Origin of the sequence: Dolichospermum sp. UHCC 0352 (genome assembly GCF_009711925.1) — a bacterium.
Classification (GTDB): domain Bacteria; phylum Cyanobacteriota; class Cyanobacteriia; order Cyanobacteriales; family Nostocaceae; genus Dolichospermum; species Dolichospermum lemmermannii.
Map to the genome: position 1 here is coordinate 20,954 of NZ_VIKY01000263.1, position 25,695 is coordinate 46,648.

General features: G+C 37.8%; 7 protein-coding genes. 3 read left to right on the forward strand and 4 right to left on the reverse strand.

The annotated features are described in order from the left end of the window. Positions 1 to 34: 34 nt before the first annotated feature. From FJR06_RS18685 to FJR06_RS18700, 4 genes are all read right to left on the reverse strand, one after another. Positions 35 to 1,093 (reverse strand): NAD-dependent epimerase/dehydratase family protein, encoded by a 1,059-nt coding sequence (locus tag FJR06_RS18685; protein ID WP_015080898.1) that lies wholly within the window; start codon positions 1,091 to 1,093, stop codon positions 35 to 37. 18 nt (positions 1,094 to 1,111) lie between these two features. Further along, positions 1,112 to 12,052: a non-ribosomal peptide synthetase gene (locus tag FJR06_RS18690; protein ID WP_168652020.1), complete on the reverse strand. Its 10,941-nt coding sequence runs from the start codon at positions 12,050 to 12,052 to the stop codon at positions 1,112 to 1,114. A 42-nt stretch (positions 12,053 to 12,094) separates the two neighbouring features. Then, positions 12,095 to 21,256, reverse strand: coding sequence for a non-ribosomal peptide synthetase (locus FJR06_RS18695; RefSeq protein WP_168652021.1), 9,162 nt, complete (start codon positions 21,254 to 21,256; stop codon positions 12,095 to 12,097). A gap of 89 nt (positions 21,257 to 21,345) precedes the next feature. Further along, a complete protein-coding gene (locus tag FJR06_RS18700; protein WP_168652022.1) occupies positions 21,346 to 21,918 on the reverse strand; it encodes an aspartyl/asparaginyl beta-hydroxylase domain-containing protein in 573 nt (190 codons plus the stop codon). Between the two features lie 244 nt (positions 21,919 to 22,162). On the opposite strand from FJR06_RS18700, the gene FJR06_RS18705 reads away from it, so the two are divergent. From FJR06_RS18705 to FJR06_RS18715, 3 genes are all read left to right on the forward strand, one after another. Beyond that, complete coding sequence (locus FJR06_RS18705; protein WP_168652023.1) at positions 22,163 to 22,927, forward strand: SDR family oxidoreductase; 765 nt, start codon at positions 22,163 to 22,165, stop codon at positions 22,925 to 22,927. A gap of 87 nt (positions 22,928 to 23,014) precedes the next feature. Further along, a complete protein-coding gene (locus FJR06_RS18710; RefSeq protein ID WP_254434452.1) occupies positions 23,015 to 24,364 on the forward strand; it encodes an MFS transporter in 1,350 nt (449 codons plus the stop codon). Further along, positions 24,361 to 25,692 (forward strand): alpha/beta hydrolase-fold protein, encoded by a 1,332-nt coding sequence (locus tag FJR06_RS18715; protein ID WP_015080892.1) that lies wholly within the window; start codon positions 24,361 to 24,363, stop codon positions 25,690 to 25,692. The genes FJR06_RS18710 and FJR06_RS18715 overlap by 4 nt, the downstream gene beginning before the upstream one ends. Positions 25,693 to 25,695 lie beyond the last annotated feature (3 nt).

Sequence of the window (25,695 nt, forward strand, 5' to 3'; positions counted from 1 at the left end):
AGGATGGGGTTTTACCTAATTTTTTGATAACAGCTTAATTCATGCAAATTTCATCTCTCCAAGCTGCAACAATATCAGCAAAGATTGAGTTTAAGGATTTGGTAATATACCAATTAGGATAATGGTCTTTAATTTTGCGTAAATCGCTATAGTAACAGATATGATCACCCTCCCGATTTATTGGCACATACTCATATACCATTGGTTTATTTGTTAATGCAGCCACGATTTCAAAAGCTTCTAATATTGAACAGGTATTTTCTTTTCCCCCGCCTAAATTATAAACCTCACCACTACGTGGTGCTGCCATAAATTCTTCTATAAAACGGGTAACATCGTAAGCATGGATATTATCTCGGACTTGTTTACCTTGATATCCAAATATTTTGTAAGTACGATCTTCTAAATTACATTTGACTAAATAACTCAAAAAACCGTGCAGTTCTACACCAGAATGATTAGGACCTGTTAGACAACCTCCACGTAAACAGCAGGTTTTTAAGCCAAAATAACGCCCATATTCTTGAACCATAATATCGGCTGCAAGTTTAGAAGCACCAAATAGGGAGTGTTTGGATTGATCAATGCGAAAAGATTCGGGTATACCATGCTGATAAGTAAGATCAGCATAATCCCAACGGGTTGCTAACTCCAGCATCGGTATTTCATTTGGTGCATCACCATAAACTTTGTTGGTTGACATATGCACAAAGGGAACTGAAGGAACAAATTGCCGAGTTGCTTCTAAAAGATTGAGTGTTCCTACAGCATTGGTATCAAAATCATCAAAAGGGATTTTGGCGGCTAGATCATGACTGGGTTGGGCGGCTGTATGCACGATCGCATCTGGTCTAAGACTATCAATTAAGTCTAAAATAGCAGTGCGATCGCGGATATCAATTTCATGATGCACAAAACCCTTAATTTTCGACTCTAGCCGTTTTTGATTCCAACGAGTATCCCCTTGATTACCAAAAAATACGGCTCTTTGATTATTATCAATACCGTGAATTGCCCAACCTTTTTGAGCAAAATATTCACAGACTTCCGAACCAATTAATCCTGATGATCCAGTGACAAGTAGTTTTTTCATGTTGGTTAATTTCTTGGGTTAATTTTGTTGCTGCTTGGCTTGTAATAATTGGGCTTTTTCTTCTGGTGTCATGCGTTTAAGACGTAAAAAGGCTTTAGCAATTTTTTCTGTATTTCCTGATTTGGTTTCTCTTTCTACCAGAAGTGGCGCTATTTCTTCAATAGTTACAGTAGAAAATAGTTCTCTTAATGCCAAATCAACGGCAAATACTTTTTTAATCCGTCCATGAAATTGCCCAGCTAACAGCGAATGTCCCCCCAAATGGAAGAAGTTATCTTTTACCCCCACTTTTTCAACTTTGAGTAATTCTTGCCACATTTCTACTAATGCTTCTTCAATGGGATTTCTGGGTGCTAAATAATCTACTTGTGCATCTGCTTGAGTAGGTATGGGTAAAGCACGGCGATTTACCTTATTATTAGCGGTAAGAGGCATAGTATCTAAAAAGACCCAAGCCGAAGGTATCATATAATCGGGCAGTTTTGTCGAGAGATATAAGCGCAGGGTTTCTATTGTTGGTGTTTCCTCAATGGCTACGCCACGCAAGTTATCAGATTTAGCCACTAAATAAGCCACAAGCTTTTGATCTGTAAAAGTCTCACCAATTGCTTGGACAATGGCTTGAGTAATGGCTGGATGACTTTCTAGAACAGTTTCAATTTCTCCCAACTCAATGCGATAACCACGGATTTTTACTTGATAATCGAGTCTTCCTAAAAATTCAATTTCTCCATTTGGTAGCCACCGTGCTAAATCTCCAGTGCGATACAAACGCTCTCCGGGTTGTTGTGAAAATAGGTTAGGTATAAATGTTGTTGATGTCAGTCTTGGATTGCCACGATAACCTCGCGCTAGTCCCATGCCGCCAATGTACAATTCACCAGCAATTCCTACTGGTAGTGGATTTAAACCCCTGTCCAAAATATACAAAGATGTGTTAGTAATTCCCTGACCAATAGAAAGGGCATCTTCTGGTTGCTCTACCTTTTTCATGGCTGACCAAATAGTAGTTTCTGTAGGTCCGTAAACGTTCCACAGATTTACCTTTGATTCTAAGAGAGAAGCCGCTAATTCTCCTGGCATTGCTTCCCCACCACAGAGGGCGCAAAAGTCATTTTGTGGTTGCCAACCTGCGGTTAATAGTAATCTCCAAGTTGTGGGAGTGGCTTGCATAATTGTTGCTTGAGATTGTTGCAACAATTGAGCTAATTTAAATCCATCCTGGGTTGTTTCTCTGTCAGCTAGAACTAATTTTGCACCACTAATTAAGGGTAAAAATAATTCTAAACCGGCAATATCAAAGGAAATTGTTGTTACCGCAACTTGGGTATCAGCCGCAGTTAATTGTAGTTTGGCTTGGAAACTGAGGAGGAAATTCACTAAAGATTGATGTTGAATTTGTACTCCTTTGGGTCTGCCAGTCGAACCAGAAGTGTAAATTGTGTATGCTAAATTTAAGGGTGTTTGCGGTGGAGAAATGACTGTTGGATCTTGTGGTATTGCTTCTAGTAAGAGGATTTGGGCTGATGATGTGGGTATGTGGGGGGCAATTTGAGATTCTGTGAGGATTACCCCAGCCTGACTATCAGCAAGTATCCATTGTAAGCGATCGCTTGGGAAGGCTGGATCTAGTGGTAAATAAGCTGCACCAGTTTTGATAATTCCTAACAATGCCATGACTAAACCTGCATGGCGTTCTAAACATACAGCTACTAATGTTTCTTGTTTGACTCCTAACTGGATTAATGCTTGGGCAATTTGATCAGATTTTTGATCTAATTCACGATATGTTAACCATTTTTTACCTTGAAGAATAGCAGGGGAGTCGGGATTTTGTGAGACTTGTTGGCTAAATAAATCTAGGATGGTACTAATTGGTAATGGATGATGGGTAATTGGTTGGTCAGGGGAAGTTCGCAGACCAATTTCACCAATATATTGTGGTGATTTGGTGGCAAAGGTGGTTAAAATATGGGTTAGTTGCTGTAATAATTGCTCCCGTTCTTTTACCGTCCCTATATTTTTTTGGAAGGCAATTTTTAGGGTTAGATCTTCTCCTGGTAAAGCGTAGAGACTGACAGGATAATGATTTTTTTCTAAAGACTCTACACCATTGATTACCAAGTCACCGGGATGGTTACGTAAATTTTCGCCTACGGGGTAATTTTCATAAACCACAATAGACTCAAATAAAGACTCCCCTCTGTTGACATCACTCCAACCTTGAATATCTACCAAACGATTGTAGGAATATTCATTGATGGATAAAATGCGATCGCCTACTTCTTTTAACCATTTTTGCACAGGTGTGGCTGCATCAAATTTTAACCGCAAAGGTAGGGTATTAATAAACAAACCCACCATCTCACTAAAACCTGACAATTCTGTTGTCCTTCCTGAAACCGTCATCCCAAAAACAACTTCATCAGCACCACTATATTTACTCAACAAAATTCCCCAAGCGGCTTGCACTAAAGTATTGACTGTAATTTGATTTTTATTGGCGTAGGTTTTCAGTTGTGTGTAAATTTCCGGCGCAATAGTAGCTTCTAAAATTTGGTAATCAGTAGATTTTTGATTTATTAATCCTAAGCTAGTTGCAGACTGTAAACCTGCTAATTCTTGCCGCCAAAATGCTTCTGCTGTGTGAGTTTCTTTTTGATTTAACCAGACAATAAAATCTCGATAATTTGGTGTTGGTGATAAATGCAAAACTTGATGACTTTGTTGTGCTTGATAAAAAGCAATGACATCGCCAAAAACTAGAGGTAAAGACCAACCATCTAACAATATATGATGATGAGTCCAACAGAATCGCCATTTTTGGGATTCGGTTCTTACTAACGTTAACCGCATTAAAGGTGCTGTTTCTGTGGATAAGTTTTGTTGACGGTCATTTGTTAATAAATCTGTCCACATTGACTCTAATTCATTAACGCCTAAATTCTGCCAATCTTCGACGATAAAAGGCAAATTTACACTACTATGCACTCTAGCTACAGGATGAGGAAGCGATCGCCAAATAAAGGAAGTACGCAAGCTAGAATGACGATTAATGCAGCTTTCCCAAGCAGTTTTAAATATTTCTACATCCAAATTTCCTTCAATATTACCTGTTACTTGTTGCAGGTAAATATCCTTATCAGTTTCATAGTTAGTATGGAAAAGAATACCTTCTTGCACTGGTGCTAGAGGATAAATATCTTCTAAATCAGTAGTTCCCTCGACAGCTATATTTAATTGTTCCTGAGTTAAATTAACCAAGGGAAAATCTCTAGGTTGCCAACTTTCAGCTTGATAATCACTAGCTGTTAATAAATCTCTTAAACATCTTTGATAACTATTTACTAGATTGTGAATAGTTACTTCTTGATGTAAGGCTTTACTAAAACCAAATCGCATTTGCAATTTACCGTTAGCAATTAAACCAGTTATTTCTAATTGAAAAGCACGTTGATTTTCTGGATGTCGAGAAATTCCTGTATCTTCAACAGCAGGTGTAAATGGTGCATCTGGTGTAATTTGTTCGTCAAATTGTCCCAAATAGTTAAAAATAATCCCTTGGGGAATGGGCGATAAAATAGCAGCATATTCTGGTTTTTGACTGAGAATACCGTAAGAAAAACCATTATTGGGTAAGTTTCTGAGATGTTCTTTAGTTGTGGCTAAATTATCTAAAATATTGCCATTTGATTTTGCTAATTTGCAGGGGAATAGAGATGTAAACCAGCCAACAGCATCAGATATATCTAAAGTGGTTTCTCTACCATGACTTTCCAAAGCAATGACAATTTCTGATTTACCAATCCATTCGCTAACTGCTGCTAAAAGTGCTGTGAGGAGAACTTCTTGAATGCGTGCTTTGCGGGTACGAGGGATATCAAATAATAGTTTATCCGTTTCTTCTTTGGTGAAATTACACTCAATTTGCGTTGCCGAATTTTCTGTATTATTTGCTAGTTCTATGTCTCCTACGTCGCCATGCAAGCTATTAGGTAAATCCAGGGGTAATGTGAAATTATCTACAGTTTGGTGTTTCCAAAAGTCAACATCTTTTTCCCAATTAGCACTTTGAATGGTTTGTTGTAAATAATTACTCCATTGTGGAAAACTTACACTCTGCTTTTGCAAAGATTGAGGCATATTTTCCACAACTTTCGCTGCTAAATCTTGCAAAATCACACGCCAAGAAACACCATCAACTATGAGGTGATGAATAATCAATAATAGTTTATCGGCTGTGTTTGCTGCTGTTTGGAAATAGACAGCACGGAACAGAGTACCAGTTTCTAGATTAAGTTGGCTTTGAAACTTAGTGGCTATGGTTTGCAGTTGTGCAGATAATTCAGTTTCAGGAATATTTGTTAAATCAACAATATCCAAATTTACACCTTGAATATTAGGATCTAATTCTTGTATCCAACCTGTTTCACTTTGGCGGAATTTTAACCGGAAAGCTGGATGTTTGGTGACAAGTTGATTTACAGCTTTTTGGAATTTGGCAATATTGAATTGTGGTTTGATATCCAATAAAATAGCCTGATTCCAATGTTCTGGATAAGCTAAAGATTGTTGAAAAAACCAATTCTGAATGGGAGTTAAAGGAATTTCACCTTGTTCAATAGTTGGTAATTTTACAGATTGATCATCAACTTTCCTGACATGAGAGGCTAAATCACTTACTTGGGGATGGTTAAATAAATCTTGAGGTGTAAAATAAAAACCTAAATCCCTGGCTTTAGCAATAATTTGTAATCCAATAATTGAGTCTCCACCTAATTCAAAAAAGTTATCTGTCACCCCAACACGAGATACTTGTAATACTTGTTCCCACAGTTGAGTTAAAATCTTTTCTGTTTCATTTTCTGGGGCTATATATTCGTCTCTTGTGCTTGTCTTTTCAATTTCTGGATTGGGTAAAGAATTAAGATCAATTTTACCATTTGGTAATAATGGCCAATTTTCAATTTTAACAAAGAAAGCGGGAATCATGTAATCGGGAAGAATTTGCGCTAGTTCCAAACGCAGAATTTTTTGCCAATTTGTGATTGTTTCTTGTAGTTGCAAATAAGCAATCAGCCGATTTGGTTTTCCTGGAGTAATAATTGCTTTAACTACTGCACGATTCACCCAAGTTTGTTGTTCTAATGCAGCGACAATTTCACCAGTTTCGATGCGGAAACCCCGAATTTTTACCTGTTGATCTGCACGTCCTAGAAATTCTATTGTACCATCTGGTAAGTAACGAGCGCGATCGCCTGTGCGATACATTCTTTCACCTTCCACAAAAGGATCGGGTAAAAACCGTTCCCCAGTCATTCCTGGTGCATTCCAGTAACCACGCGCTAATTGATATCCAGATACAAATAACTCTCCTGGTGTCCCCACTGGTACAGGTTGCAGATGAGAATTAAGAACATATAACTTAGTATTGGTGACTGGTTCACCAATGGGAATAATATCAGCATTTTCATTTTCTCGACAATCATGAACAGCCACATCAATTGTCGTTTCTGCTGGTCCATAAAGATTGATTAAAGGAATAGCTAAATTTTCTTTAAATTCATGCCAAACCCGTTTTTTCAGCGCTTCTCCACCACTAAAAACTAATCGCAAACTAGAACATTGAGAAAATTTTGGTTCACCCAAGATGATTTCTAATAAACTGGGGACTAATTGCAGCAATGTGACATTTTCTTGTTGTATTGTTTTCACCAAATAAGCTGGATCTTGATGTCCTCCTGGTTTAGCAATAACCAGTTTTGCACCCACCATTAAAGGTGTCCAAAATTCCCACACGGAAGCATCAAAACTAAATGGTGTTTTTTGCAGAACTATATCATGATTATTAACTGTAAAATTCTCTAAAAACCAATTTTGGTGATAGGCTAATGCTTGGTGAGAAACAGCTACACCTTTTGGTCTACCAGTTGAACCAGAAGTAAAAATGATATAGGCAATATTGTCAGGAAAAACGGTAATTTCTAAGTTGTCAGTAAATTGGGTTTCTATTTCTTCTTTGTAGATATCCAGACAAATAGTTTCACCATAATTGACCTTTAATTCTGACCGAGTTAGTAATAAATTAACCTTGGCATCTTCCAACATAGATTGGATACGCGCAGCGGGATAATGGGGGTCTATGGGTACATAACAACCACCTGCTTTCAGGACACCTAGCATGGTACAAACCATATCTAAGGAACGTTCTAAACAAATACCCACAGGTTGTTCATGACTAATACCATGCTTTTGTAAAAACCGCGCCAGGCGATTAGCTTTTTGGTTTAATTGCTGATATGTCCAAACTTCTCCTTCACAAATAACAGCAATAGAATCAGGATTTACGGCTGCTTGTTGAGTGACAATTTCATGGACTGGAGTAATTTCTAATTGATCATTTTTATCATTCGTGAAAATTTCCTGTGGTGTGAGCAAATATTCTCTATTTTTTTGAGGATTTTTACTCAATAATTCTGCACTGGTTTGATAGTAATTAGCAATGTTATTGATTTGTGCTGCGGTCAGTTCCTGACTGTTGTAGGTAATATTTAAACTGATGTTAACAGCAGCCACCTCTTCATTCCAAGTAACTGCAAAAGGAATATTTGTTTCCTCAAAAGATGTTGATTCTAGTAATTCAACTTCTCGCCAATTTAGTAATCCTTTGTAAACATGAAAATGCACAAAATTCAAAGAAGTTTCAAATAAAGGTTGATTACCATTTAGCCGTTGCAGTTCTGCTAAAGGAAAACGACGATTTGGCATTAATGCTTGTTCAGCCCGCCATGTTTCTTTAATCAAATTTACCCAAGAACCACGAGGTAATTTTAACCGTAATGGTAAGGTATTTAAAAATAGTCCTAAAATGCGATCGCTATCTGTTTCATCTGGCCTACCGTTACTTACCAAACCTGTAACTATTTCTTCTTCTCCTGAAAAAACAGCCAGAATATGTAGATGTAACGCCAGCAATACAGTCCTTAAAGGTACACCCAATTGATGAGATACATCTTTTAAACCTTGAGAAATTGTGTCTGATAAAGTTAGATCAATTTTCCCCATGCTTGATTGTGATTCCGAGGAAACTGTTATCGGTAAACGAGGTATTTTAGTAAAAGAAATTTCCTTCAGTTGTTGTTGCCAAAATTCCCTTTTTTTCTGATCTTGTAAAGCCTGTTGTTCTAAAGCAATAAATCGAGAATATTCTAAATTAGTTTGAGGATGTAAAATCGGCACACCCTTACCCATTAAATTTAGATATAAACCTGTTAATTCTGCTAAAAAGTTAGCAAAACTCCAACCATCTATAATGGCATGATGGAAACTAAAAGTTGCTTCCATCACATTTTGATCCAGCAAATGAATATGAAAACGCATTAACGGCGCACTTTTATAATCAAACCGACTTACTCGTTCTTGATCAATAAAGGTTTTGATATAATTATCTTGTGCTGATGGCAATAAATTAGTTAAATCTGCAAAAATCACCTTTGCGGGTACATCTTTAACAATCACCTGAGTTGGTTGACTAAATTCAGCTAAATAAAATGCCGTTCTTAATACCCTATGTCTAGCAAACATTTGACCATAAGCTTGTTCCCAAACTTGCAAATCAAAAGGTATACGAATCCGAAAACTAAAAACATCATGGTAAGTTGTTGAACTCTGAGAATATTCACCATGAAATAACATTCCGGCTTGCAATTGTGCTAAAGGATAAGCATCAATGGCAATATTTTCTAAATTTTCTCTATCTGCATCGGTAATTAAAGCAAACGGTTCTTGATGCCAAACTTGAGTTTCTACTGTTGCTGCTGTCTCCAAAAATTCCGCTAATTCCAATAAAACAGGATGGGAAAATATTTGCTCAATTTTTAAGTTTAATCCAGCGGCTTGTGCTAGAGAACAAACCCGAATACTGCGGATAGAATCGCCACCTAAAACGAAATAATTATCAAATCTGCCAACTCGATTTATACCTAAAACCTGTTGCCAAATTTCCGCTATTTTTTGCTCAATTTCTGTGGCTGGTGCTACAAATTCAATCCCTATATTTTCTCGATTAATTTCTGGTATGGGTAGGGATTTTCTATCTATTTTACCGTTGGGAGTGAGGGGAAATTTATCTAAATAAACTATCTGCGATGGAATCATATAATCCGGTAAAAGCTGTTGCAGATGATTTCGCAGAGTTTGAATATTTGGTTGTTTTCCAGAAGTACAAACCAGATAGGCAATTAACCGTTTTTGATTTCTTTCTGCATCAGTCGCAACTATCACAATATTTTCCTGCACATCTGGAAACTGGGAAAGAGCAGTTTCAATTTCGCCAATTTCAATGCGGAAACCGCGTATTTTAACTTGGTTATCTATCCGTCCTAAATATTCCAAATCGCCATTAGGCAGAAAACGACCCAAATCACCTGTACGATACAAGCATGAACTTGAAGAAAAATGATCTTTAACAAACCTTTCTGCTGTCAATTCTGGGCGGTTTAAATAGCCACGAGCAACTCCCGCACCACCCACATACATTTCCCCAATTACTCCTGTTGGGAGACGATTTCCATCAGAATCAAGAATATAAAGATGTAAATCGGGAATTGGTTGACCAATTAAACTACCAGATGAATTATCTACATCTTGTTTGCTAATTGGTCTATAGGTAACATGAACTGTGGTTTCTGTAATTCCATACATATTCACCAAGCGCGTCTGATTTTCCCCATAATGTTCAAACCAAGGACGCAGACTTGCAAGATTCAAAGCTTCACCACCAAAAATGATGTAACGTAAACTTGATAAATTAACAGTAACATCTTTACAAGCTAATAATTGAGCAAAGGCCGAAGGAGTTTGATTAAGAACAGTAACTTGCTCATTTTGTAGTAGTTGTAAAAATCTTTGAGGGTCACGACTCACACAATGAGGAACAATGACTAATTTTCCACCATAAAATAAAGCTCCCCAAATTTCCCACACAGAAAAGTCGAAAGCAAAGGAATGGAAGAATGTCCACACATCTTGCTCGTTAAATTTAAACCAATGTTCTGTACTCTTAAACAATCGAGTTAGATTGTGTTGAGTGACTAATACACCTTTAGGTTTTCCTGTTGAACCAGATGTATAAATAATATAAGCTCCTGAATCTGGCTCAATATTATCTATAATTAAAGCCTCTGTGCTTACATTCAAATAAGGTGCATTTTCTGCATCTAAACAAATTTTGATGGTCGAGTCTGGAAGTTTTTCAGTAATATTAGTTGTGGTGAGAATTAATTCTGCTTCACAGTCAGTAATAGTAAATTCAATTCTATCATCAGGATATGCCGGATCAACGGGAACATAAACTCCCCCTGCTTTGACTACAGCCAACATGGCTATAATCATTTCTGGGGAACGTTCTAAACAAATTACTACTCGTTTTTCTGCACTAATTCCTAATGATTGTAAATATCGAGCTATGCGGTTAGACTGACGGTCTAATTCTTGATATGTGAGGCTTTCATTGTCATAAGTTAGGGCAATGCGTTCTGGATATTTCTTAACAGTTTCTGTGAAGATTTCAGCAATGGTAATTGGTAACTGTTCTTTCTTTTCTGTTTTCTGTTCTCTTTCTTCATAGCCAAGCAGTGATAAAGAGTGCAAAAGTGCTTGAGAATTATTGGCCATGTTTAACAACAAATTGCTAAATTGTTCTAGCAATAATTCCATAGTTACTGCATCAAAACGAGCCGCATTGTAGCTTAACTTCAGAGAAATTATCTCCCCAGGAACGACTACTAAAGTTAAGGGATAATGGGTACTTTCAGAGAAGGATGACTCTGGTACATTTAAACCAAAATCTTCAGTTTTTAAGGAGTTGTCAAAGGGGAAATTTTCAAAAGCTAACAAACTTTCAAACATTTGTTGTCCACGGGGGACACGACTCCAGCTTTGAATGTCTGATAAACTAGTATGTTCAAATTGACGCATTAAAGATGCTCTAGCTTGCAGTTTTTGTAACCAAGATTCCAGAGTTTCTTCTCCAGATATCAAGACACGAAATGGTAAGGTATTAATAAAGGGTCCAATCATCCCTTCTACCCCTGGCAATTCTGGAGGTCTTCCTGCAACTGTAATGCCATAAACAATATCTGTAGTCCGACTATAGCGGTTAAGTAATATTGCCCAAGCCCCTTGAATTACAGTGTTGAGAGTGACGCTACAATTACGGGCTAATTTTTGTAAAAATGCGGTATTTTCTGGTGATAATAGTTGGTTAATTTCTCCACCTTTAAAGGTGTCGCTGACTTTGGTTTTAGAAGTCATTAATAATGGGGTAGCACTTTCAAAGTCGCCCATATATTCACGCCAAAAAAATTCACCATCTTGGGGATTTTTCTGTTTTAACCAAGCAATAAAATCACCATAGGGGCGGACATTAGGTAGGGAAATATTTATATTTTCTCTGGCTGCTTTATGCAGCATTAAAAATTCTCGCAGTAGAATTGGCCAAGACCAACCATCTAAAATTAAGTGGTGATGACTCCAGATTAAATGCCAACGATCTTCTTCTAACCGAATTAAGCTGACTCGCATTAAGGGGGGACGATTGAGAACGAAACCCTGTCGTTTATCTGATTCTAAAAATTCTTCAAGGCGGATTTTTTGGGCTATGCTACTTAATCCTCGCCAATCTTCTTCTGTGATATTAAATACGAGATTGCGAAATACGATTTGTACGGGTTCTGTTTGTCCTTTGGTAACAATAGCAGTCCGCAAAATGGGGTGACGATCTACTAAAGTTTGCCAAGCTTGACGTACTGCGACTATAGATACATCTCCCTGTAATTGACAATGTAATTGTTCAAAATAAACCCCTGATTCTGGTTCATAGAGGGAATGAAATAATAGTCCTTTTTGTAAGGGAGTAAGAGGAAAAATATCTTGGATTTTATCTTTGAGACTTGTCATAATTAACCTTGTGTTTTATTAAAAGCAGAGCATAAAAAAGAGTTATTCTAAATCTTCTAAAATCGAATCTAGTTCGTTTTCAGATAAATCAACTAGGTTGAAATCAGTAGCACTATAAAATGATGAATTACTAGATGTTGAATCTGTGAGGTATAAACGCAGGTTCTCCACATATTTTTCTCCTAGATGATTGATGGTTTGTTTTTGATGTATATTTTGACTGTAAGACCATTCTATTTGCAGAAAATCGTTTTGAATACGTGCATTAATTGCTAACAGGTGAGGACGTTCTTGTTTAGCAAATAGCCCCGTTCCTGTAGGCACATGACTAAGATTAAATAGGTGATTACCTGGGGATTTGTTGTCAATTTGCCCCAAATAGTTGAAACTGATAGCAGATTGATTAGCATAATTAAGGTTTTCCTGTAAGGTTTTATTTTGACTGACATATCGTAGTAATCCAAAACTGATGCCATGATGGGGAATATTTCTAATTTGAGTTTTAATTGCTTTGATTAATGTATCTTGATGGGTATTGGTTTCTGGTTGCTGTAGTAAAATTGGATAGAGGGAGGTAAACCAACCTACTGTTCTAGAAATATCTAATTGATCAATTAGTTCTTCTCTACCATGGCCTTCTAAATCAATGAGCCAATTGTCAGCTTGATAAGTTTCCCAGAGAGTTTTAAATAATGCCGCCAACATGATTTCTTGGATATTGGCATGATAGGTTATAGTTGCTTGTTTGAGGAGAATATTTGTCTCTTCTGGGGTTAATTGGTAAGATATTATGGCTGTACTGTCTACTGTATTTTTACCGTTGATAACTGGATAATCAACGGGTAAGGTAGCGACAGGATTTGAGAAAATGTTCTGCCAAAAGGGGATATCTTTAATGATCGCATCAGAATCTGCTAAAGTTCGCAAAGATGCAGTCCATTCTCGATAGGAGGATGTTTTTGATGGTAAGGAAATGGGTTGATCATCTATAGTTCGTTGATAGGCTTGGTTTAAGTCTGTGAGTAAAATTCGCCAGGATACGCCATCTATAATTAAATGATGAGCAAAGAGAAATAAAACGTTACCATACTCGCTGAGATTGGTAGCATATAACAACCGCAGTAATGGCGGATTATCTAATTGAAAACTTGCGTGTTCTGCTTCGACAATTGCGGTTAAAGCCTCTTGTTGGGTTTGGGGTGAATGGTCGCTAAAGTCTGCAATTTGCAAAGGTGGGCTTTTCGCAGTACCAGTATAAAATTGTTGCCATTGTCCTTGATTTTGGGAGAATCCCAAGCGGAAAACGTCGTGATGGGCAACTAAGGCGTTTAAGGACACAATCAAGGCATCTATATTTAAAGGTTCACTGCTATTCAGGGCTATTGCTTGATTCCAGTGGTGGAGATGAGTCCAATTTTTGCTCAAAAACCAATACTGAATGGGGGAAAGGTCAACAACAGCAGTTAACGGCTCAATAATTTCTATTTTCCGCGCTAATGGTTTAGCTATTGCAGCAAGTCGTGATAAAGTTTGAGCTTCAAAGATGTCTTTGGGGTTAATTTCCCAACCAGCAGCACGAACGCGAGAAACTATTTGCAAACTGATAATCGAATCTCCTCCTAATTCAAAGAAATTATCATCAGGATTGACGGTTTCCAGTCCTAAGACTTCTGCCCAGATTTGCGCGAATATCTCCTCTGTAGGCGTTTTAGCTATGGTTGGTGTAGTTGATATTTCCGGTGCGGGTAAGACTCGACGATCTATTTTCCCGTTAGGTGTGAGTGGCCAAGCTGAAACTAACACTACTGCACTAGGTAACATATATGCAGGTAAAGTTTCTGCTAAATAATCCTTTAATTCTTGACTAGTTGGTGGGTTGTCTTGCGGTGCTAGGGCGTAAGCAACTATGCGTTTACGTCCGGGTAAATCTTGGCGCAATAAAACTACCGCACTATCTACGGTTTTATGCTTAGTTAGGGCGGCTTCAATTTCACCTAGTTCTATGCGGTATCCGTTAAGTTTAACTTGGGCATCCTGACGACCCATGAAGCGGATATTACCTTGTAGATCATATACACCGCGATCGCCTGTTTTGTAAAGTCTTGCCCCTGGTGTTTTACTAAAAGGATGGGGTATAAATGCGGTTGCTGTTAAATCGGGACGGTGTAAATAACCCCGTGCTAAACTGATACCTCCAATATATATTTCCCCAGTGACACCAGGGGACACTGGTTCTAAAAATGAGTCAAGAAGGTAAATTTCGACGTTAGCGATCGCTCTGCCAATACTCGGTTCTCTCAACAAATTGCTACAATTCATCAAGCTGGCGCAAACTGTAGCTTCCGTTGGTCCGTAAGCATTGAAACAGGTGCGGCTCTCTCCACTCCAACGCCGCAATAAATCCCCAGAAACCGTTTCCCCTGCCACAATCAAAGTCTGCAATTTGGGTAAATTTGCTGGTTCAATAGCAGCTACTAAGGAAGGAGGGAGGGTAACATGAGTTATTTGCCATGCAGTTAATGTCTCCCATAGAGCAGCATTAGGAGAGCGATTTGCTTGTTCTTGCAGATATAAAGTTGCACCGCTACCCAAAGCCATAAATATCTCGGAAACTGCCGCATCGAAATTCAAAGAAGCAAATTGATAAACGCGACTTTTGGCTGTGACACCGAAACTTGCAGTTTGATTGCGTACCAGATTCTCTATCCCTGCGTGAGAAACCAAAACACCCTTGGGTTTACCTGTAGAACCGGATGTATAGATCACATAAGCCAGATTTTCTGGTCTAACTTTTAAGCAAGGACGAGGAATATTTGCCGTTAAATCTAATTCAGAAATAGCAATAACTTTGACATCATCTGGAAATAATCCTGGTGCAGAAACTGTTTTTGTTAAAATCAAACGAGTTTGACTATCTTCTACAATAAATTGCCGTCGTGTTTCTGGATAACTGCGATCTAAGGGTAAAAAGGCTGCACCTATTTTTAACACAGCCAGGAGAGAAATCACATATTCAATAGAAGGATCAAAATATAAGCCAATTATGGACTCAAATCCAAACCCTGTGGCGATGAGTTTAGCTGCCAAATTATTGGCATATTTATCCAAATCACTATAAGTAATTTCACTCTCACAACAAACCAATGCCACGCTATCAGGCTGTAAATCAGCACGTTCTTCAAATAATTGATGAGCAGGACGAAAATCCCCCCAAGTAATAGTATTAACTGCAATGTTACTGATAATTTGCGATCGCTCTGGTTTTGATAACGCCGGGATTGTTCCTAATGCCACATTCGGCTGTTCTGCCATATTCATCATGATATTCCGCAGGCGCAACAGCATGATTCTAGCCGCTGAAGGCGATAAAAATCTAGTTTGATAATTTAGTTTTAATAATAATCCCTGATCAGGAATTACACCCACCGTTAAAGGATAATTTGTTCTTTCATAAAACTGGATTTCATCAACTCTAAAATCTTGCCCTTGTTCCTTTAAACTTTGGTCAACAGGGTAATTTTCAAATACTAAAATACTCTCAAATAAAGACTCTCCTGACCCTATTTGAATCTCTTTTTGAATATCTGTTAATTTACTATATTCATATTCTCTCATTTCAACATGATGCTGTTGAATATTTTGCAACCAAGCAGCAACAGATAAACTAGGATTAATTTGGACTCGCATTGGCAAAGTATTGATAAATAACCCCACCATACTTTCTATTTCTGGTAATTCCGGTGGCCTACCAGAAACAGTAACACCAAATAATACATCTTCCCCTGCGCCATGCTTTTGTAAACAAATTCCCCAAGCACCTTGAGCTACAGTATTCAATGTTAATCGCTGGTTTTGTGCCATCTTTTGCAATACTGCAAATTCATCTTGACTCAGACGTAATTCTACTTCTTGATATGCAGGTAAATTAACATCAAATTCTGATTCTGGTATCTGCCAAGACAGACGAGTAGATGTAGAAACATCAGCTAAATTTTCCTGCCAAAATTGTTTTGCTTCCTGCAAATTCCGAGTTGCTAACCACTGAATATAATGGCGATAAGGAGGAACCGGTGGCAAAGAATGGGGAACTCTTTGACAGGTTGATTGATAAATAGTCAGAACTTCTTTGAAAATAACTGGTAATGACCAACCATCAAGGGTAATATGGTGATGACTCCACACCCATTGCCAGGTAAAATTATCTAAGCGCATGACGCTAAACCGCATCAAAGAATATTGGTCTAAAATAAATCCTTGTTGCCGTTCTGCGATGAGATATTCCTGAAGTTTATCTTCTTGCTGAGTAGAAGATAAATCACGCCAATCTTTTTGGACAATGGAAAAATCAACAGATTTACTCACAATTTGTAGAGGGGTATCTTGGTTATCCCAAACAAAAGCACTCCGCAAAATAGGATGTCTATCTACAACAGCTTGCCAAGCAAAATTAAAGTTGTCAACATCTAATTTGCCAATAATTTTACCAGTAACTTGTTCAAAGTAAATAGCATCTTCTGAATTATATATTGTGTGAAATAACATCCCTTCTTGCAAAGGAGATAGGGGATAAATATCTTCTAACTGAGAATATTTTTCCTGGAGCTTATTTACAGAAGATTGAGAAATTTTAACTAGGGGAAAATCTGATGGTGTATAGCTACCTACACCTACTTCTTTGCAATGGTTGATAATTTCTAGAAGATTTTTGTGAAATTCATCCGCCCATTTAGTAATTGTTTCTTCTTGATGTAACTTAGAACTATATAACCAATCAACCCGCAACTCTCCCTCAACAACAATGGCGTTAATATCAATAAGATGGGGACGCAAGCCTTCAGGATTTCGAGTTTGTTCTATTTCTGAATTCAATAAGCGGAGTAATTTTTTATTTTTACCACTTTCACTGCGTACTTGACCAAGATAATTAAAACTAATTTCTGGTGATTGATAATTGGTAAATTTCGGCTTTTCTCCCTTCTCCCTATTCTCTGTTCCCTGTTCCCTGTTCCCTGTTCCCTCTTCAAGATATCTTAAAAGTCCATAACCAAACCCGCGTTTGGGAACAGCACGCAATTTTTCTTTGACGGTTTTAATGATTTCTGATTCTAAATTAATATCCGGCAATTCTAAACTGAGAGGATAAAGAGTGGTGAACCAACCCAGGGTGCGCGTGATATCTAAATCTGAAGATAATTCCTCTCTACCATGCCCTTCCATCATAATTTGGAGATTTGATTTTTGGGTGATATTTCCCAAAGTTTTCGTTAAAGCTGCCAGTAATAATTCTTGGGGTTGGGTGCGGTAAGCTTTATTAGCTTTTGTTAAAAATATCTGAGTTTGTGCTGTGGTTAATTTACAAGCAACTGTTTTCACAGAAGACTCTGAGTTATTTATTAAGCTTTGGGGAAAATCTAGGGGAATTTTTGCTGCTTCTTTTTGAATAGTATTGAGCCAAAATTGTGTTTCTGCTTGAATATCTATAGAGTTCCTATAGGTTTGCAGAAAGTGACTCCATTGTTGGAAAGATGAGGTAGATGGTGAAAGTTGACTACCACTGATTGCTTCCACCAAATCTTGCAGTAAAATCCGCCAAGAAACACCATCAACAACCAAGTGATGAATGACTATTAAAAGTTGAGATGGGCGATTTTCTCCTAAATCAAACCAAATTGACCGAGCCAGAGGTCCATTAGTTAAATTTAGCGATCGCTGTACTCTCTCTCCAACTTCCCTCATCATAGTATTTTGTTCTAACTCTGTTTTCAGAGCTAAATCAACAATTTCCCAAGTTAAATTCTCCTCTTGGGTAGCTTTGTTTTCTACATAAAACTGTCGCCAAACTCCTTGTTTCTGTTCAAAGCGTAATCGTAAAGTATCGTGATACTCGGAAATTAATTGAATTGCGGATGCAACTGTTGAAGCTTCTAAAGATTGATGAACTTCTAAAACTAAAGCTTGATTCCAATGGTGAGGATTGGGAATGTTCAGATCAAAAAACCATTTTTGGATAGGAGTCAAAGGAACTTCTCCGGCAACTATAGCAGTAGTTTCCACTGGCAAATTCTGCTTTTGTACTATAGTAGATAGGCGTTTTACAGTTTGTTCTTGAAAAATTTCCTTGGGTGTTAATATCCAACCTTGACGACGCATTTCTGTAACGACTCGCAAGGCCAAAATAGAATCACCACCTAAATCAAAGAAGTTATCTTCAATTCCTATAGCATCTATACCTAACACTTGTTCCCAAACATGACAAATTACCTTTTCAGCATCGGTTTGTGGAGGTGTAAAACTGCGTCTAGCTGCCGCTTTATTCCAATCTGGTATAGGTAATGCTTGACGATTAATCTTACCTTGAGCAGTCAATGGCACCGCATCTACCACCATAAAAGCCGCCGGGATCATATAATCTGGTAAACTCTCTTTTAGATCCGTCCGTAACTTATTGTAGTCAATCTCACTATTCGAGACAATATAAGCTACTAAACGCTGATCATCTTCAGCTTCTGAGTAGACAATAACCACAGCTTCTAACACCTCTGGAAGTGCCGTTAAAGCTGCTTCAATTTCACCTAATTCAATGCGAAAACCGCGTACTTTTACCTGTAAATCGCAGCGTCCTAAATATTCAATATCACCATTTCTCAACCTTCTCGCCAAATCTCCTGTCCGATATAATCTCGCTCCCAATTGTTGACTAAAAGGATCAGGAATAAACCTTTCTGCTGTTAAAGCAGAACGATTAAGATAACCCCTAGATACGCCCATACCACCCACATAGATTTCTCCAGGAACACCATAAGGTGAAGGTTCAAAACCGGAATCTAATATATATAAAGATAAATCTGCAATCGGTACACCAATCACACTACCGCGATTTTCTAAAATATCCTCTTCTAGAATGGGACGGTAAGTAACGTGAACAGTAGTTTCTGTAATCCCATACATATTAATTAAACGCGGGTGACTATCACCATAACGTTTAATCCAAGGTTTGAGACTTTGTAATTCTAATGCTTCTCCGCCAAGAATAATTACTCGTAAACTATTTAATTTATCGGCAAATTCTTCATCAGCCCGGATTAACTGCCGAAAAGCAGAAGGAGTTTGATTGAGAATCGTCACACCTTCTTGTTGTAAAAGAGTGCGAAAAGCTGTGGGAGAACGACTTTCTAAATAAGGAACAATAACTAATTTACCACCATACAATAATGCTCCCCACATTTCCCACACTGAAAAATCAAAAGCGAAAGAATGAAACATTGTCCAAACATCTTTGCTATTAAACTCAAACCATGCTTGGGTATTTTCCATCAGTCTCACAACATTGTTATGACTGACTAAACAACCTTTTGGTTGTCCAGTCGAACCGCTAGTGTAGATGATGTAAGCCGTTTGATGAGAGAGAATTTGAGAAGTAAGAATTACATTCGGTGCAAACTCTATCTTATCAATCACCAAAATTTCCGCAATATTTACCGGAATTGTAGATAGTAAATTCTCTACTGTTAATAGTAAATTAATTCCACTATCTTGAGCAATAAAACCTAGCCTTTCTGGCGGATAATGAGGATCTAGGGGTACATAAGTTCCACCCGCTTTCAAAACTGCCAGTATAGAAATTATTAACTCTACACTACGTTCTTGAAAAATCCCTACTCGTGTTTCTCTAACCACTCCTTTTTGTTGTAAAGCAGCAGCTAAAATATTTGAGAGTTGGTCTAATTCTTGATAAGTTAATTTTTTTTCTGAGTCAACTACAGCTACGTTATCACTATAAATATTAGCTATATTAGCAAATAGTGCAACTAAATTTGTTGTCTCTGATTTTGTGTATTCTAATGCAGAACTTAATGCTAAAAGCTTTTGTCTTTCCCTAGTTCTTAATAGAGGTAAAGTGTTAATATCAACATCAGGATTATTAACAACAGCAATTAACAATTGTTGATAATGTGTGAGTATTTGTTGGGCAGTTTCCGTTGTAAATAAATCAGTATTATATTCTAGCGCTACTATCCATCCCTCAGCCGCAGGTTCTAACATCAGACTCAGATCAAATTTAGCACCACCATTGTCAAGATAGATAGGTGTAATTGTAATTTCTGGTAATTGAATTTCGCCATTTGGTGCATTTTGTAGAGCAAAAAGTGTCTGAAAAATTGGTGAACGACTAGGATCACGCTTAATTTTTAGTTTGTCAGTTATTAATTCTAAAGGAACATCTTGATTTGTGTAAACATCTAGGCAGGTTGATGATATTCGCTGTAATAATTGTCGAAATGAAGGTTGACCCGAAAGATCACTGCGTAGGGGTAAAGTATTAACAAAACAACCAATTAGATTTTCAATTTCGCTACGTCTACGATTGGCAAAAGGACTACCAACGACAATATCATCTTGACCAGAATAACGAAATAATAGAATTTGATAAACTGCTAAAGCCACCATGAAAAAGGTGACACCTTCAGTTTTAGCCAATGTTTCTAAAGAATTAGTAATAGATGCTGATAGCGGTTCACGTAACACTGCACCATCAAAAGTTTGTGATGCTGGACGGATTTTGTCTAGAGGTAAATCAAGAACTGGTAAGGGAGACGCTAAGGTTTGTTCCCAATATGCTAGTTGTTGTTGAACTGTCTGTGTTTGCAACCAAGTTTCTTGCCATTCGGCATAATCTCCATATTGAATCGGTAGTTCTGGCAAAGAAATATGTGAACCTTTAACCGCAGCACTATAAAATTGTGTCAGTTCTTGAATAAATATTCCTAATGACCAACCATCACTGATAATGTGATGGAGATTTATTAAAAGAATATGTTCCTGTGTTGATATTTGATATAAAATCACTCTCATCAATTGGTCTTTGACGAGATTGAAGGGTTGACGCGATTCTGTTTCTAAGATGATTTTGAGATGATCAGATTGCTTATCTGCAAGTGATTCTATAATTTTATATTCGAGATGAAACTCTCGTTCTGAATGAATTAATTGAACGGGTTCTGCATTTTCTATAGCAAAGGTTGTTCTGAGAATTTCATGGCGGTTCATGATTTCCCGAAAGCTATTTTCTAAAGCTATTCGATTAAGATTGCCCACTAACTTTAAGGCAATAGGAATATTATAAGCTATATTGCCAGGAGATAATATTTCCTGATACCATAATTGTCTTTGAGAAAGAGATAGAGGCAATACATAAACTTCCATAAATCAAACCACTTAAGTAATTTTCTGAACAACTGCGATCGCTCCATAGTAGGGTAAACCCATAGAACAGAAGACAACTAAATCACTAGTTATTTTGACAATTCAGTTTGAGATAAAATATTTAACCAATACTCTTCATCAATCCCTTGACTACTGCTTATTGGCTCTGTCAAAATTGACTCCGGCTTCTTAAAGTCAATAAGTAAAACGATTCTTGTTTTGTCAGATTTATTCCAGGCCTCATGCTCATAAGTATCGTCAAAAATTAGACATTTTCCTGCCTGCCAACTTTTTGTTTCTTTATCTACCCGAATTGCACAATCATCCGGTACAACTAAACCTAAGTGACAGCGCAGAACTGCCTTAGTAGCCCCAAAATGAGGTCCAATATATGTCCCTGGTGCTAAAGAAGAAAATCCGGCTGACATCATACCGGGGATGTTTTCAACTAGTTTGGTTGTTTCGGGACATAATCTACAGTTTTCGTCTAATCTTTGTCCAAAAGCATATAATCCAAACACTTCCCAGCCTTGGTTATAAATATTTTTTTCTGGCCAATCAATAAAGTTTTTTGGTTGGAGTTGTTCTAATTCGGTGCGAACCATTAGCCAGTTATTTTCTAAAGGCGCAATAAATTCAAAGTCTCTAGATTCAAAAAACATATCCCAGTATTCTCACTTTCTTTGTATATTATATTGTCAGTAGTTTACCCCAATTACTAGAATATCATAAATTTTGAAATTTTCACCAGACGTATAAAAAAATAATTTAAAAAATTTTTCAGGCTCAAAAACTCTCAGGTTGACGTAAAATACACTTGACATTGTATAATTTTAACAGAAATCCAATACATTTTTATACATAGACAAACAAATTTTGACACACGAAAATGGACTGTAAGGTTTTATGAAATTAGAAAATATTAGAGCTATAGTTACCGGTGCAGCTAGTGGCATTGGGCGTTGCATCGCGCTAGAAATGGCTCGTGCTGGGGCTAAGGTGGTTGCTGGTGATTTAGATATGGACGGGCTAAAAAATTTAGTAACAGAAGCTGTAGAATTACCGGGAGAAATCTACGGATTGCATTTGGATGTTGCCAATGAATCAAGTGTTAAAGATTTTATACCTTTAGCATCTTCAAAAATAGGATATGCTAATACCCTAGTTAATAACGCAGGTATACTTAGAGATGGATTGTTAGTTACACAAGATGAAGAGGGTTGGTTGCGTAAACTACCGACGGCTCAATGGAAGCGAGTGATTGATGTAAATTTGACCGGTGCTTTTTTTATGGCACGGGAGTTTGCAGCTTTAGCCATTGAGCAAAATATTTCTCCTGCGTTGATTATCAATATTTCCTCTGTCACCAGGTCAGGCAATCCAGGTCAGTCTAATTATAGTGCCTCTAAGGCAGGACTAGATGCGGATACACGCACATGGGCTTTGGAATTAGCTGCTTTCGGTTTTCGAGTAGCAGGTATAGCACCTGGGCTAACAAATACGCCAATTCTGAGTCGGGTATCCCCAGATGCTTTAGCGGAAATGACTGCTACCATACCTCTAGGGCGTATTGCTGAACCTTATGAAATCTGGCAGGCCGCACGGTTTATTATTGAATGTGACTACTTTACTGGTAGCATTATAGACGTGGATGGCGGGGCGCGATTTTAAGCTACACATATAACAGGAAAGTAGAGAAGAGAGTTTATAGACTTTACGTAAATGGAAAAACCAATTTTTACAACTCACTAAATATAGATGCAAATGATGAAACATCTTAATCAACTCATTGAACCGATTCGTGAACTCCGTAACTTTATTATTTTCTGGTTAGGGCAGTCTGTATCTGAAATCGGTAATCGTCTCACAGGATTTGGTTTAAGTATTTGGGTTTATCAAAATACTCACGCCGTTGCCCAATTAAGCCTAGTTTTATTTTTTACTATATTGCCAGGCGTATTAATTACTCCTTTTGTTGGTGCATTGGTGGATAAATGGCATCGCAAAACAACAATTATTATCAGTGAAATAGGTGCAGCCACTGTTATACTCACACTTGCCTTACTGCTACTGACTGACAATCTACAACTCTGGCATACTTATGTCGCTGCATTTTTTACCTCAGTCTGCGGTTCTTTTCAAATGACAGCCAAGGCTGCCGCTTTACCGATGATGGTTTCTAGTAATCAGATGGGACGAGCTAATGGTTTAATACATTTTAGTTCAGCAGTAGGACAATTAGCAGCACCAGTATTAGCCGGTATCATTATCGTTAATTTCCAACTTCAAGGCTTATTAATGATAGATTTATGCAGCTATTTGATTGGGTTTTTAACGTTATTAATTATTGATATTCCTCAGCCTGAGCCTAGTATTATCCCGATAACAGGAATAACTGCTATCTTTAATAACATTTTTTACGGCTGGGAAAATATTTCTTCTCGCCTTTTTTTGATGATCATGCTGGCATTCATGACAATTAATTCTTTTGTGAATGGTATGACTACAGTTTTAATTAATCCCCTCATTTTATCCTTTTCCACAGCAACAACCTATGGCAGTATAATGTCAATCGCTGGCTGTGGAATGCTTGCTGGCAGCATTTTTATGAGTATCTGGGGAGGTGGGAAAAAATCTATCTCTCCTTTGTTTATATTTTCTAGTTTAAATGGCATAGCTTTAGTAATTGCTGGTCTCAAACCTTCTGTCCCGTTAATTACCTTGGGTATATCGCTTTCGTTTTTTACACTGCCAATTATTCTCAGCACTAATGCCACAATTTGGCAAAATAGCGTGCATCCAAATGTTCAAGGGCGTGTACTGGGACTGTTCTACACTATTACAGGCTTGGGGGCAGCGTTTGGTACTCTCAGTGCTAGTCCACTGACTGATACAATTCTAGAACCGATGCTGGATGTTGACGGCGTACTTGCTAACAGTATTGGTAGATTAATTGAAACAGGTCCAGGTCGGGGAATTGGGTTTTTGATGATTATGGAAGGGGTGCTGATGTTATTTGTGTCCATCATTTTGTTCAATTATTTTTACTTCCAACATATTGATGAGGAGTTGTTGGTTGGTGATAGAAAAACTGTAGAGAATTTATGAACGGAAAATTTCATCAAACCCAGGAAAAACCAATGCGTGGGAAGATTGAGAAAATTGATTTAGATTCAAAAATTTCAGGTTTTGTCCGCAAGTTGTATATCTATTTGCCCCCCAGTTATGCAGATAATTTGACTCGGAGTTATCCGGTTCTTTATATGCACTCTGGGCAGCACCTGTTTGAGCCAAAAAAAGTGGATGGTGAATCTTGGCGAATACATGAAACAATTGAGCAACTATTACATGGTGATTTAATTCATGAAATTATTGTCGTCGGTATCGCTGCTGCTGCTGCTACTGTGACATCTGATTACTGGCATTATGCGGGTTTGTATAAAGATCAAGCACTAGGAGGTCATACCTATGAGGGTTTCATTATACAAGAGGTAAAGCCTTTTATAGATAATAATTTCAGGACTTTGAGCGATCGCTCCCACACTGCCATAATCGGCTCTTGTGCTGGTGCAACTGTCAGCTATAACATTGCCGAACGCCACCCTGATGTTTTTGGCAAAGTAGGGATGCTTTCCCCGGCTGTTCGTAGTTTTGATAGTAATACTTGGCTCTACTCCTGGCCAATGCAAAAACCACAGTTCATGCTCTGGATTGATGTCGGTGATGCGGAAGGAATTTATACCCGCCCGGTAAGAGAATTGGTTGATGTGCTAGTTATTCAAGGTTGTGTGCCTAATATTGACCTTTTCTACTATTTAGAACCCGATGCTGCTCACGTAGACACTCACTGGGGTAAGCGCTTAAAACACCCACTACTGTTGTTTTTCGGTAAGGAAGGGACACCTGTTTCTGTGGAACTACAAGGTGATCAAGTCCTGGGAGTAGGTAGCGCACCATTAACAGTTAATCCGGTTGTAGAGTATGACACTGGACTACGATGTACTGATCTTACTGGTAGCTATGATGTGGAAGATCCACAGATTTTGCAGGTGCAACCAGGCAACCGATTGACTGGACTTTCCACTGGTATGACCAGAGTATCCTTTTCATCTCAAGGAGTAAAAACATCCGATAATTTCCAAGTTGTACCTAGTTTACCTGATCAAGTGCAAGTTCATCTACGCGCCCATGTTCCAGATGAAACTCCGAATGTTGAGCAGATACATTTTGGAACTATGACCTTACAGCGAACCAGCGGAAATTTCTATGAGGGAAAATATACCTTGCCACGGGGTTTTAATCTAGCAACTGTTTTTAGCTGTGAGATGTATAACTTTGAGTGTCAAAAGGACGGTTCACCAATGCCACTGCGGTTTTTACAAGTGCAAAAAGATATATCTATTGAGTATAGGATTGAAAACTGGTCTAAGCTCTAATCT

What these genes read in the sequence shown, in the direction of transcription:
- FJR06_RS18710 (WP_254434452.1), top strand. Translation starts at nt 23,015, where the DNA reads ATGCAAATGATGAAACATCTTAATCAACTCATTGAACCGATTCGTGAA.
- FJR06_RS18700 (WP_168652022.1), bottom strand. Translation starts at nt 21,918, where the DNA reads ATGTTTTTTGAATCTAGAGACTTTGAATTTATTGCGCCTTTAGAAAAT.
- FJR06_RS18715 (WP_015080892.1), top strand. Translation starts at nt 24,361, where the DNA reads ATGAACGGAAAATTTCATCAAACCCAGGAAAAACCAATGCGTGGGAAG.
- FJR06_RS18695 (WP_168652021.1), bottom strand. Translation starts at nt 21,256, where the DNA reads ATGGAAGTTTATGTATTGCCTCTATCTCTTTCTCAAAGACAATTATGG.
- FJR06_RS18705 (WP_168652023.1), top strand. Translation starts at nt 22,163, where the DNA reads ATGAAATTAGAAAATATTAGAGCTATAGTTACCGGTGCAGCTAGTGGC.
- FJR06_RS18685 (WP_015080898.1), bottom strand. Translation starts at nt 1,093, where the DNA reads ATGAAAAAACTACTTGTCACTGGATCATCAGGATTAATTGGTTCGGAA.
- FJR06_RS18690 (WP_168652020.1), bottom strand. Translation starts at nt 12,052, where the DNA reads ATGACAAGTCTCAAAGATAAAATCCAAGATATTTTTCCTCTTACTCCC.